Source organism: Bradyrhizobium retamae (genome assembly GCF_001440415.1).
Taxonomy (GTDB): domain Bacteria; phylum Pseudomonadota; class Alphaproteobacteria; order Rhizobiales; family Xanthobacteraceae; genus Bradyrhizobium; species Bradyrhizobium retamae.
On sequence record NZ_LLYA01000001.1, the window covers coordinates 142,365 to 154,322 of the forward strand.

Here is an 11,958-nt window from a genome sequence, read left to right on the forward strand (position 1 = left end):
CATGAGCGTAGCTGCAGAAGACACCGTCACAGAAGCCCCGGCCGTCGAGGCTGTTCCGAAGCGCGCCATGACGCTGGGCACCGGCACCTCGCTGGTGATCCTGGCGGCGCTGCTTGTAACGCCGGTATTCGTGAAGAACTTCGTCGTCTTCCAGATGACGATGGTCATGATCTACGGGATCGCGGTGCTGGCACTCAACATCCTGACCGGCGGCAGCGGGCAGTTTTCGCTCGGCCAGAGCGCGTTCTACGCGCTCGGCGCCTATACGTCGGCGGTCCTGATGGAGAACGCCAACATGAACTATGCGCTGACGCTGCCGATCGCGGGGCTGGTCTCGTTCGGCGCCGGCTACCTGTTCGGCAAACCCGCGTTGCGGCTTACCGGCATCTACCTCGCGCTAGCCACCTTCGCGCTGGCGGTCGCCATGCCGCAGCTCCTGAAGCTGCATTTCCTCGAGCATTGGACCGGCGGCGTTCAGGGCCTCACCGTCATGAAACCCGATGCGCCGTTCGGGCTGCCGATCGGTCAGGACAAGTGGCTTTATTACTTCACGCTGGCGATCTCGGTCGCGATCTATGTCGGATCAGTCAACCTGCTGCGCTCGCGCTCGGGCCGCGCCTTCATGTCGATCCGCGACAACGAGATCGCGGCCTCCGCCATGGGCGTCGACGTCGCCCAGTACAAGACGCTCGCCTTCGGCGTATCCGCGGGCATCACCGGTATCGCCGGCGGGCTCAGCGCCATCGTCGTGGCGTTCGTGGCACCCGACAGCTACACGATCAATCTGGCCATCGCGCTATTCCTCGGCATGGTGGTTGGCGGCGTCGGCTGGCTGCCGGGCTCGTTCGTCGGCGCCGCCTTCATCATCTTCGTGCCCAACATCGCGGAGAGCATCTCAAAGGGCCTCTCCGGTGCGGTGTTCGGCGTGCTCCTGTTTATTGTCATCTTCCTCGTGCCGCATGGCGCAAGGCAGGTGGCAATTGTTGCGCAGCAGATGCTCGGTAAATTGAAGAAGTAACTTCACGCCGCGGGATCTGTTCGGCTGACATCACCAGCGGCGAACTCGGCCATTAACCAATATTCCGCCGGGCGGTAGTTTCCCGGAGCATCCGACTAAATATCGCCCTCCGCGACACCGTCGCGGGGGGCTTTTTGTTGCTGGACGCGGCCGAAAGGTATTCAATGTTCGCAAAGGGCCGCCAAGCGCTCCAATCAAAAATGATGACACAGTCACCGATCCTAGGGAGATCAAAAAATGTCCGCCATCAACTTGCGTTTGGGGGCCTTTGCGGCCGCCCTCGCATTGCTTGCTGCGACCAGCAGCGGCGCACTCGCGCAGAAAAAATACGACACCGGCGCCAGCGACACCGAAATCAAGATCGGTAACATCATGCCTTACAGCGGACCGGCTTCCGCTTACGGCGTGATCGGTAAAACCGAAGAGGCCTATTTCAGGAAGATCAACGCCGAAGGCGGCATCAACGGCCGCAAGATCAATTTCATCAGCTATGACGACGCCTACTCTCCGCCGAAGACGGTGGAGCAGGCGCGCAAGCTGGTCGAGAGCGATGAGGTGCTGCTGGTCTTCAATCCGCTGGGCACCCCGCCGAACACGGCGATCCAGAAATATCTGAACAGCAAGAAGGTGCCGCAACTGTTCGTCGCCACTGGCGCCACCAAGTGGAACGACCCCAAGGACTTCCCCTGGACGATGGGCTGGCAGCCCAACTACCAGAGCGAGTCGCAGATCTACGCCAAGTACATCCTGAAGAACCATCCGAACGCCAAGATCGGTATTCTTTATCAGAACGATGACTACGGTAAGGACTATCTAAAAGGCTTCAAGGACGGACTTGGCGCCAAGGCTGCATCAATGATCGTCTTGGAGGAGAGCTACGAAGTCTCCCAACCGACGATTGACTCCCACATCGTCAAGCTGAAGTCATCAGGCGCCGACGTATTCTTCAACATCACCACACCGAAGTTTGCGGCGCAGGCGATCAAGAAGAACGCCGAGATCGGCTGGAAGCCGCTGCATTTCCTCAACAACGTCTCGGCGTCGATCGGCAGCGTGATGAAGCCGGCCGGGTTCGAGAATGGACAGGACATCATCTCGTCGCAATACTTCAAGGATCCAACCGACGCGCAGTGGAAGAACGATGCCGCGATGAAGGCATGGAACGAATTCCTGGATAAGTACTATCCGGAAGCCAACCGGGCCGATGCATCGGTGATGTACGCGTATATCGTCTCTCAAGGCTTGGTGCACGTGCTAAAGGCCTGCGGCGACGACCTGACTCGAGCAAACGTCATGAAGCAGGCGGCCAGCATCAAGGACCTCGAACTCAATGGCCTGCTGCCTGGGGTCAAGGTCAACACGTCGGCGACCGATTTTGCTCCGCTCTCTCAATTGCAACTGATAAGATTCAAGGGCGAGAACTGGGAGCGCTTCGGCGAAATTCTCTCGGGAGACGTCGGCGGCTGACCCGGCTGCGAGCTCTGCTGAAGATGCAGCCCCTGCGGCTTTTACCGCAGGGGCTTTTTGTTTGTGAGGCTTTCGGCAAGATGCTAATCACGACGCTGTCAAAAGAGCCGCGTCAAGAGGCCCGACAGTTACATTAAGAGATGAAAAGGGAGAGACAGAAGTGTCCACAATCAAAAAACTTGCGGTGGTTTCGACCGCGTTTGGATTGCTCGCGGCAAGTTCGAGCGGCGTTTTCGCGCAGAAGAAATACGATCCCGGTGCGAGCGACACTGAAATCAAGATCGGCAATATTATGCCCTACAGCGGACCAGCTTCCGCTTACGGTGTGATCGGAAAAACCGAAGAGGCCTACTTCAGGAAGATCAATGCCGAGGGCGGCATCAACGGTCGAAAGATCAATTTCATCAGCTATGACGACGCCTACAGCCCGCCGAAGACCGTGGAGCAGGCGCGCAAGCTGGTCGAGAGCGATGAAGTCCTGCTGATCTTCAACCCGCTTGGCACCCCGCCGAACACGGCGATCCAGAAGTACCTGAACAGCAAGAAGGTGCCGCAACTGTTCGTCGCCACCGGCGCCACCAAGTGGAACGATCCGAAGAGTTTTCCGTGGACGATGGGCTGGCAGCCCAACTACCAGAGCGAAACGCAGATCTATGCGAAATACATTCTGAAGGAGAAGCCGAATGCCAAGATCGGGATCCTCTATCAGAATGACGACTACGGTAAGGACTATCTGAAGGGCTTCAAGGACGGCCTTGGCGCCAAGGCTGCGTCGATGATCGTGCTGGAGGAAAGCTACGAAGTCTCCGAGCCGACCATCGACTCGCACATCGTCAAGCTGAAGGCCTCCGGCGCCGACGTGTTCATCAACATCACCACGCCGAAATTCGCGGCGCAGGCGATCAAGAAGAACGCCGAGATCGGCTGGAAGCCGCTGCATTTCCTCAATAACGTCTCGGCCTCGATCGGCAGCGTCATCAAGCCGGCCGGCATGGAGAACGCCCAGGACATCATCTCCTCGCAATACCTGAAGGATCCGACGGATGCGCAGTGGAAGGATGATGCGGGCATGAAGGCCTGGAACGAATTCCTGGACAAATATTACCCGGAAGCCAACCGCGCCGACGCCTCGGTGATGTTCGGCTACACCGTCGCCCAGGGTCTCGTGCATGTGCTGAAAGCCTGCGGCGACAATCTCACGCGCGAGAACGTCATGAAGCAGGCCGCCAGCATCAAGGACCTCGAACTTGGCGGTCTGCTGCCGGGCATCAAGGTCAACACGTCACCGACCGACTTTGCGCCGATCTCGTCTGTGCAACTGATCAAGTTCAAGGGCGAGACCTGGGAACGCTTCGGTGAAATCCTGTCCGGCGACGCCGGCGGCTAGTCATTTTGAAGTCTGATCGGCCCATTTGCGGGCCGGGAGAACCCCCGCAGGCATCCTGCGGGGGTTTTCTTTTGCAGCGATTGGATGGATAACCAGACCTCCCGTCCCCCTAGCAGCTCCCGTTGCAAATCATGACCGACCGACGTCCCCTTTTGCGTGCGATCTTTGATGCGGCCGTTGCGGCCGCGCATCCCGACGTCGTGCTGTCCGCGCATCTGCGTCCCGTGCCCAAGGGCAAGGTGATCTGCCTCGCCGCAGGCAAGGGCGCTGCAGCGATGGCGGCTGCGGCCGAACGGCACTACCTCGATACGCTTGGCCTCGATCCGTCGCGGCTGACCGGCCTTGCCACCACGCGCCACGGCCACGGCGTGCCAACGCGGCGCATCAGGGTGATCGAGGCCGGCCATCCGGTGCCCGACGAAGCCGGGCTGAAAGCCGCCGACGAGACGCTGCGTCTTGCCGCGGAGGCGACTGCGGACGACCTTTTGCTGGTGCTGTTGTCCGGCGGCGGCTCGGCAAACTGGATCGCGCCCGCAGATGGGGTTTCGTTCGCACAGAAGCAGCAGGTAAACCGCGCGCTATTGCGCTCGGGCGCGCCGATCGGCGAGATGAACGTCGTGCGCAAGCATCTGTCGCGGATCAAGGGCGGCCGGCTGGCCCGCGCCGGACAGCGCGCCGCTGAGATCGTGACGCTCGCGATCTCAGACGTCCCGCATGACGATCCGTCAGCGATTGCATCGGGACCGACGGTACCGGATCCGAGTACGCTGGCGGACGCCCGCGCCCTGGTTGCGAAGTATAATCTCACGGTCGACGATGCCGTCCGACGCGCGCTCGACGACGGCAGGAACGAGAGCTGCAAGCCCGGCGATCCCGCCTTTTCCCGCGCGCAATTCGAGATGATTGCAAAGCCGAAGGCTTCTCTCGACGCGGCGATCAAGGTCGCGAAGGACGCAGGGTATGAGGTTGTCGGCCTCGGCGCGGATCTCGAAGGCGAGGCGCGCGAGGTGGCGGCCGATCATGCGGGACTGGCGCTGAAAGCACAAAGCGAGGGCAAACGCATAGCGATCCTGTCGGGCGGCGAGCTCACCGTGACCGTGCGTGGCAATGGCCGCGGCGGTCCCAACCAGGAATATGCGCTGGCGCTGGCGGATCTTCTGAAGACTACGTCCGGCATTGTGGCGCTGGCTGCAGACACCGACGGCGCCGACGGCGGCGCCGGCAGCGCGACCGACCCGGCCGGCGCTTTGATCGATCAGACGACATTCGCGAAGATGAAGTCGCTCGGCCTCGATCCCGCGGCCTATCTCGCCAACAACGATGCGACCGCGTTCTTCTCGGCCACCGGCGATCTCCTGCTGACCGGCCCGACCCTCACCAATGTCAACGACGTCAGGGTGATCTTGGTGGACCCGACGTAGATCGCCGAGGCAGTTGCCGGAGCCTCGCATGCGCCGTAACGGCATTAACGCTTTGTTGAGCAGTTTGCGAAGAACCCCCGCGCGGTTTGCCTATCTCGAAGGTGCGATTCATTAGCCTGGCATTTAATGGCCGTTCTCCCGGAGGAGGAGAGCCGCCAGTCGCGGCTGGGGAACGCTTTATGACGGATCACATCCCGACAACCGCGCCGCGGTCAGCGCATTTGAGCGCTCGGCTGGAGGACGCGATCAACCATATGTCGCTCGGAATCGTCGTATTCGACGAGAAGCGCGAGGTCGTTTTCTGCAACCGCCGCTACAGGGAGATGTACGGGCTCTCGCCTGAACAGGTGAAGCCGGGAACACCGACCCAGGCACTGATCCGGCACCGGCTGAAACTCGGGCTGAAGGTGCAGGTCGCGGTCGATGATTATATCCGTGAGCGCGTCGGTCGCGACATCGCACTCGACACCACGGTGCAGGAGTTCACCGACGGCAGGATCGTCGCCTACACCGTCTACCCGATGCCGGACGGCGGCGGGATGGCGACGCATGAGGATATCACCGAGCGCGAAGAGCTTAATGCCCGGCTGAAGAAACAATACGAGCTCGGCAAGGAGCAGGAAGAAGCCCTGCGCATCAGGAACTTCCAGTTCGACACCGCGATCAACAACATGTCGCAGGGGCTTTGCTTCTTCGATTCCGACCACCGCCTGATCGTCTGCAACGATCGCTTCGTGGAGATGTATGACATTGCGCCCGAGCGCGTCAGCCCCGGCATGTCGCTGGTCGAGATCGTCGACCTGCGCTTCGAAGCCGGCAGCTTCCCCGCCATGACGCGCGACGAATATCTGCAATGGCGCACCAACGTGGCGGTTTCCAATGAAGCGAAAGACAGCATCGTCGAATTGAAGAACGGGCGTACCTTCAAGATCCGCCACCGCCCGATGCCCGGCGGCGGCTGGGTCGCGACGCATGAGGACATCACCGAATAGCGCCAGTCCGAGGTCAAGATCGAATACATGGCGCATCACGATGCGCTGACCGATCTTGCCAATCGGGTGTTGTTGAACGATCGGCTCGAATATGCGCTGGGCAGGGTTTCGAACGGGGAAATGGTGGCCGTCCATCACCTCGACCTCGACCAGTTCAAGGCCGTAAACGATACGCTCGGCCACCCCTGCGGCGACAAGTTGCTCAGGAGCGTCGCCGAACGGTTGCGCCGGCTCGTCGGCGATTCCGACACGATCGCGCGGATGGGCGGCGATGAATTCGTCATCGTGCAGGCCACGATCTCGGACCCCGCCGATGCCACTTCGCTGGCGCAGGGCGTCATCGATGCGCTGAGCGAGCCCTATGAAATCGACGGCCAGCAGGTCGTGATCGGCGTCAGCATCGGCATTTCGGTCGGTCCCGGCGACGGATCGAACCCCGACAAATTGCTGCGCAATGCCGACCTCGCACTCTACCGCGCCAAGAGCGACGGCCGCAGCACGTTCCGCTTCTTCGAGCCTGCGATGGACCTGCAGATGCAGACCCGCCGCATCATGGAGCAGGATCTGCGCAAGGCGCTCCCGGCGCGCGAGTTCGAGCTGCATTACCAGCCGGTCGTCAATCTGGCGAGCAAGGAATCAGCGGCTTCGAGGCGCTGATACGCTGGCATCATCCAACCAAGGGATTGATCTCGCCGGCCGCCTTCATCCCGCTGGCCGAAGAGATCGGCTTCATCGTGCCGATGGGCGAGTGGGTCATCAGGCAGGCTTGTGCCACCGCCGCGCAATGGCCCGACAACCTTCACGTCGCCGTCAATATTTCAGCGATCCAGTTTCGCAGTCCCGGCCTGATGCAGGTGATCGTCGGCGCGCTCGCCGCCTCCGGACTCGCGCCGACGCGGCTGGAGATCGAAATCACCGAGAGCGTGTTGCTCCACAACAAGGAAGCGACGCTCGCGCTGCTGCATCAGTTGCGCGCGCTCGGAATCCGGATCGCCATGGACGATTTCGGCACCGGATATTCGTCACTGACCTACCTGCAGAGCTTTCCGTTCGACAAGATCAAGATCGACCGCTCGTTCGTCAAGAACATTACCGAGAATTCGAGCTCGCTCAACATCGTGCGCGCGGTTGCCGCGCTCGCCAATGGAATGGGCATGACGGCGACCGCCGAGGGCGTCGAAACCGCGGAGCAACTTCACAGCATCGCATCCGAGGGATGCACGGAAATGCAGGGCTTCCTGTTCAGCAAGCCACTTCCCGCCGCCGAGATTGAGCGGCAGTTTTTGTCGGGACGCGGACCGCGCGAGGCTCAAGGCCGCATCGTCGCGGCGTGAGGGCCCAGCTTTTCATTCCGGAGCGCGCGAAGCGCGAATTACGATGCGCAATTGCGCACCATAGTTCGCATCTTCGATGCGCCCCGGAATGACTTTTGTTCAAAACTCCGCCGCGATCTTCGACAGCATTTCCAGCAGCGCGATGCGGTTGGCAGGACCCAGCAGTTCGTTGAGACGCGCCTCGTGCTTGCTGGCCACCAGCTTCTTGGCACGTGCCAGCACCGCCCTGCCCTTGTCTGTCAGAACCAGGATGTGCGAGCGACGGTCGTTGGTCGAGCGCATCCGGGCGCAGAGGCCGCGGCCCTCCAGCGCATCCAGCATCGAGACGAAATTCGGCCTGAGGATGCCAAGGGTGTTGGCGATTTCGGTCTGGTTGCGCCCGGGATTGCGATCGAGCAACAATAGCACGGAGAATTGCGCCGGCGTCAGTTGCAGCGGCGCGACACAGCGCAGGAAGTCCTCGAATACCTTGAGCTGCGCGCGCTTGAGCGAATAGCCGAGCAGGTCGGCCAGCTCGCCCAGTTGCAGCCCGGCATTCTCCGCGGCGCCATCGGCGATTTCCTTGCCGTTGCCGCGCGACGACTTGACGACATCGGTCGCTGCCTTGGAAACTGTCATGGCGTGAGGCTCGCCCCCAACAAAGGCTCGGCGGTGACCGGGCCTTGATGTTATATTTGATAATTGTTATTGGATATATCAAATATCGGCGCCTTTCAACTGCCGAGATATAGGACGGCCGGCGGACCGTGCGAGGTCAGGACCGGCGACGCTTTTAGGGGGAGCGCCAGTCTTGAATACGACGATCATGCTGTTCCTGCTGCAGGACGGCATCACCAATGGCGCGATCTATGCGCTGCTCGGACTGGCGCTGGTGCTGGTGTTTGCCGTCACCCGCGTCATCCTGATTCCGCAGGGCGAGTTCGTGACCTTCGGCGCGCTGAGCTACGCGATGCTGGCGACCGGTCAGGTGCCGGGCACCGCAAAGCTGGCGATGGCCATGGGCGTGGTCGCCTTCGGCCTCGACCTGTTTGAGGCGCGGCGATCATTACGGCCAAGGCGGGTCGCGCGCGCCGTTGCCCTCAACATCGCTCTCCCCGCCGCGATCATGGCCCTGACCTATGGCCTTGCCGGTCCCAAGACTCCGATTGCGGTCAACATCGCGCTGTCGCTTTTGATCGTCGCGGCGATCGGGCTGTTTCTCTACCGCATCGCGTTTCAACCGATCGCTCATACCTCGGTGCTGGTGCTGCTGATCGCCTCTGTCGGCTGCCATCTTGCGCTGCAGGGCCTGGGGCTCGTGTTCTTCGGCGCCGAGGGCCTGCGCGGGCCGGCGCTGTCGAATACCGCACTGACGATCGGCCCGCTGCGCTTCACCGGCCAGAGCCTTGCGGTCTACGGGCTGACGGTCGCCTTCATCGTCGCGCTGTGGCTGTTCTTCGGCTTCACGCTGATGGGCAAGGCGTTGCGCGCTACCGCCGTCAACCGCCTCGGCGCCCGCCTCGTCGGCATCCGCACCACGCTATCGGGGCAGATTGCCTTCCTGCTGGCATCCATCATCGGCGCGATTTCCGGGATCCTGATTGTGCCGATCACCACGCTCTATTACGACACCGGCTTCCTGATCGGCCTGAAAGGTTTTATTGCCGCGATCATCGGCGGACTGGTCAGCTATCCGCTGACGGCGGTCGCAGCCTTGCTGGTCGGCAGCGTCGAGGCGTTCTCATCGTTCTACGCCAGCAATTTCAAGGAGGTCATCGTCTTTACGCTAATCCTTCCCGTGCTGGTGCTGCGCTCGCTCGCAGCGCCCGCGGTCGAGGAAGAGAAGGATTGACGGCGATGAACCGGCGCACCCCTCTCATCATCTTCGCGCTCGTGATGGCAGCGATCCCGTTCATTCCGGGGGTCCCGCCATTCTGGATCGTGCTGCTCAACAATATCGGCCTCGCCGCACTGGTGGCGATGGGCCTCGTGCTCCTGACCGGCGTCGGCGGCCTCACCTCGTTCGGCCAGGCCGCCTTCTGCGGCTTCGGCGCCTACACCACGGCGGTATTGACCACGGCCTATGGCGTCTCGCCATGGCTGACACTGCCGCTCTCACTCGTGGTCAGCGGCATCGCCGCAGTCCTGCTCGGCATCGTCACGGTACGGCTGTCCGGCCATTATCTGCCGCTCGGCACCATCGCCTGGGGCATCGGCCTATTTTACCTGTTCAGCAAGCTGGAGTTCCTCGGTCGCAATGACGGCATCTCCGGCATCCCGCCGCTCTCGATCGGCAATTTCCGGATGCTCGATCCCGGCACGATCTATTTCGCGATATGGATCGCGGTGCTGGTCTCGGCGCTCCTGACCATGAACCTCCTGGACTCCCGCACCGGCCGCGCGATCCGCGCGCTGCGGCGCGGGCATATCGCCGGCGAAGCGTTCGGCGTGCAGACGCCGCGCGCCAAGCTGCTGGTATTTGTGTATGCGGCGGTTCTCGCCGGCCTCTCCGGCTGGCTTTATGCGCATTTCCAGCGCGCGGCCAACCCAACCCCGTTCGGTGCACATGCCGGTATCGAATATCTGTTCATTGCCGTGGTCGGCGGCGCCGGCTATGTCTGGGGCGCGGTGCTCGGCGCCGGCATCGTCGTGATCTTGAAGGAGATCCTGCAGAGCTATCTGCCCTATATCTTCGGCGGCCAGAGCCAGCTCGAGACTATCGTGTTCGGCATCCTGCTGGTCGTTCTGCTGCAACTGGCGCCGACCGGCGTCTGGCCCTGGCTGATGTCGCGACTGCCGATCCAGCCGGGCCGCAGGATGCCCGATGCGTCGCTACCGCTTGCCACGCCCGTGCGCGCACAGGCTTCATCCGCCGTGCTGCTGCAGATCGAGAAGGCGCGCAAGCAGTTCGGCGGCGTGATTGCCGTCAACGACGTCTCCTTCGACGTCCGGGCCCGCGAGATCGTCGCCTTGATCGGCCCCAACGGCGCCGGCAAGAGCACGACCTTTAACTTGATCACGGGCGTGCTGACGACGACCGGCGGCACCATCTCGGTGCTCGGCAACAAGGTCGACAACGCTCCGCCGCAGGACGTGGTAAAGCTCGGCGTCGCGCGCACCTTCCAGCATGTCAAGCTGGTCCCTGACATGACCGTGCTGGAGAACGTCGCGATCGGTGCGCATTTGCGGGGGTCTGCGGGCGCGATCTCCAGCATGCTCCGGCTCGACCGGGCCGACGAGGCCAAATTGCTGGCGGAAGCCGCCCGCCAGATCGAGCGCGTCGGCCTCGGCGACCAGATCGACCAGTTGGCGGGAAGCCTGTCGCTCGGCCAGCAGCGCATTGTCGAGATTGCACGCGCGCTGTGCGTCGATCCCCTGCTGCTGCTGCTCGACGAGCCGGCCGCGGGACTGCGCCATATGGAAAAGCAGCGGCTCGCTGCCCTGCTCCGTCAACTGCGCGACGGCGGCATGTCGGTGCTGCTGGTCGAGCACGACATGGGTTTTGTGATGGATCTCGCCGACCGCATCGTCGTGCTCGATTTCGGCACCAAGATCGCCGAGGGCACGCCGGATGCGATCAAGACCAATCCCGATGTAATCAAGGCCTATCTCGGAGCTACCGCATGAGTGCGCTGTTATCGGTCTCCGACGCCCACGTTTCCTACGGCAAGGTCGAAGCCGTGCGCTCGGTTTCGCTCGAGGTCGCTGACGATGAGATCGTTACCATCATCGGCGCCAACGGCGCCGGCAAGACCACGCTGCTGAACGCCATCATGGGCGTGCTGCCGCTCAAGGGCGCCACCGCCTTCGCCGGCACCGACATGACCCCGCTCGACATCGAGGATCGCGTCGCGGCGGGCCTCTGTCTCGTTCCGGAGCACCGCGAATTATTCGGCACGATGAACGTCGAGGACAATCTGCAGCTCGGCGCCTTCCGGATTCCGAAGGCAACCGCGGCAAGGTCGTTCGAGCGGGTCTACACGCTGTTTCCGCGCCTCAAGGAGCGGCGCAAGCAATTGGCCGGCACGCTCTCCGGCGGCGAGCAGCAGATGCTGGCGATGGGCCGCGCGCTGATGGGCGCGCCAAAACTGTTGATGCTGGACGAACCGAGCCTTGGTCTCGCGCCGATCATCGTGGCCGATATCTTCCGCACCATCGGCGAATTGCGCGCCGCCGGCGTGTCGGTGCTGCTGGTCGAACAGAATGCGCAAGCGGCGCTTAAAATCGCCGACCGCGCCTACGTCATGGAACTCGGCGAATTCATCCTGTCCGGATCGGCCAAGGATATCGCAAGCAACCAGCGCGTCGCGGCGAGCTATCTCGGCTTCCAGCACGAGGGCGCAAGCGGGATCTAGGGACT

At 62.2% G+C, this 11,958-nt stretch carries 11 protein-coding genes; 10 read left to right on the plus strand and 1 reads right to left on the minus strand.

What is annotated here, in order from left to right:
• The first annotated feature begins 1 nt into the window (after position 1).
• The 7 genes from CQ13_RS00655 (at position 2) to CQ13_RS45120 (ending at position 7,619) form a co-directional block, all read left to right on the plus strand.
• Positions 2-1,018 (plus strand): branched-chain amino acid ABC transporter permease, encoded by a 1,017-nt coding sequence (locus tag CQ13_RS00655; RefSeq protein WP_057841100.1) that lies wholly within the window; start codon positions 2-4, stop codon positions 1,016-1,018.
• Between the two features lie 237 nt (positions 1,019-1,255).
• On the plus strand, positions 1,256-2,485 hold the full coding sequence (locus CQ13_RS00660) for an ABC transporter substrate-binding protein (RefSeq protein WP_057841101.1): 1,230 nt from the start codon (positions 1,256-1,258) through the stop codon (positions 2,483-2,485).
• 160 nt (positions 2,486-2,645) lie between these two features.
• Positions 2,646-3,872, plus strand: a complete 1,227-nt coding sequence (locus CQ13_RS00665) for an ABC transporter substrate-binding protein (RefSeq protein ID WP_057841102.1) — start codon at positions 2,646-2,648, stop codon at positions 3,870-3,872.
• Between the two features lie 131 nt (positions 3,873-4,003).
• On the plus strand, positions 4,004-5,293 hold the full coding sequence (locus CQ13_RS00670) for a glycerate kinase type-2 family protein (RefSeq protein WP_057841103.1): 1,290 nt from the start codon (positions 4,004-4,006) through the stop codon (positions 5,291-5,293).
• 179 nt (positions 5,294-5,472) lie between these two features.
• Positions 5,473-6,285: a PAS domain-containing protein gene (locus CQ13_RS45110; protein WP_245308966.1), complete on the plus strand. Its 813-nt coding sequence runs from the start codon at positions 5,473-5,475 to the stop codon at positions 6,283-6,285.
• A gap of 27 nt (positions 6,286-6,312) precedes the next feature.
• A complete protein-coding gene (locus tag CQ13_RS45115) occupies positions 6,313-6,942 on the plus strand; it encodes a GGDEF domain-containing protein (RefSeq protein ID WP_245308968.1) in 630 nt (209 codons plus the stop codon).
• Positions 6,943-6,968: 26 nt separating this feature from the next.
• Positions 6,969-7,619, plus strand: coding sequence for a putative bifunctional diguanylate cyclase/phosphodiesterase (locus CQ13_RS45120; protein ID WP_245308969.1), 651 nt, complete (start codon positions 6,969-6,971; stop codon positions 7,617-7,619).
• 99 nt (positions 7,620-7,718) lie between these two features.
• On the opposite strand, the gene CQ13_RS00680 is transcribed toward CQ13_RS45120, so the two are convergent.
• Complete coding sequence (locus tag CQ13_RS00680; RefSeq protein ID WP_057841104.1) at positions 7,719-8,237, minus strand: MarR family winged helix-turn-helix transcriptional regulator; 519 nt, start codon at positions 8,235-8,237, stop codon at positions 7,719-7,721.
• A gap of 172 nt (positions 8,238-8,409) precedes the next feature.
• On the opposite strand from CQ13_RS00680, the gene CQ13_RS00685 reads away from it, so the two are divergent.
• From CQ13_RS00685 to CQ13_RS00695, 3 genes are read left to right on the plus strand one after another with little or no spacing between them, the layout of a single operon-like run.
• On the plus strand, positions 8,410-9,450 hold the full coding sequence (locus tag CQ13_RS00685; protein WP_057841105.1) for a branched-chain amino acid ABC transporter permease: 1,041 nt from the start codon (positions 8,410-8,412) through the stop codon (positions 9,448-9,450).
• 5 nt (positions 9,451-9,455) lie between these two features.
• Positions 9,456-11,225 (plus strand): branched-chain amino acid ABC transporter ATP-binding protein/permease, encoded by a 1,770-nt coding sequence (locus CQ13_RS00690; protein ID WP_057841106.1) that lies wholly within the window; start codon positions 9,456-9,458, stop codon positions 11,223-11,225.
• Complete coding sequence (locus CQ13_RS00695; RefSeq protein ID WP_028349379.1) at positions 11,222-11,953, plus strand: ABC transporter ATP-binding protein; 732 nt, start codon at positions 11,222-11,224, stop codon at positions 11,951-11,953. The genes CQ13_RS00690 and CQ13_RS00695 overlap by 4 nt, the downstream gene beginning before the upstream one ends.
• The last annotated feature ends 5 nt before the right edge of the window (positions 11,954-11,958 follow it).

What these genes read in the sequence shown, in the direction of transcription:
- CQ13_RS00655 (WP_057841100.1), top strand. Translation starts at nt 2, where the DNA reads ATGAGCGTAGCTGCAGAAGACACCGTCACAGAAGCCCCGGCCGTCGAG.
- CQ13_RS00660 (WP_057841101.1), top strand. Translation starts at nt 1,256, where the DNA reads ATGTCCGCCATCAACTTGCGTTTGGGGGCCTTTGCGGCCGCCCTCGCA.
- CQ13_RS00670 (WP_057841103.1), top strand. Translation starts at nt 4,004, where the DNA reads ATGACCGACCGACGTCCCCTTTTGCGTGCGATCTTTGATGCGGCCGTT.
- CQ13_RS45110 (WP_245308966.1), top strand. Translation starts at nt 5,473, where the DNA reads ATGACGGATCACATCCCGACAACCGCGCCGCGGTCAGCGCATTTGAGC.
- CQ13_RS45115 (WP_245308968.1), top strand. Translation starts at nt 6,313, where the DNA reads ATGGCGCATCACGATGCGCTGACCGATCTTGCCAATCGGGTGTTGTTG.
- CQ13_RS00680 (WP_057841104.1), bottom strand. Translation starts at nt 8,237, where the DNA reads ATGACAGTTTCCAAGGCAGCGACCGATGTCGTCAAGTCGTCGCGCGGC.
- CQ13_RS00690 (WP_057841106.1), top strand. Translation starts at nt 9,456, where the DNA reads ATGAACCGGCGCACCCCTCTCATCATCTTCGCGCTCGTGATGGCAGCG.
- CQ13_RS00695 (WP_028349379.1), top strand. Translation starts at nt 11,222, where the DNA reads ATGAGTGCGCTGTTATCGGTCTCCGACGCCCACGTTTCCTACGGCAAG.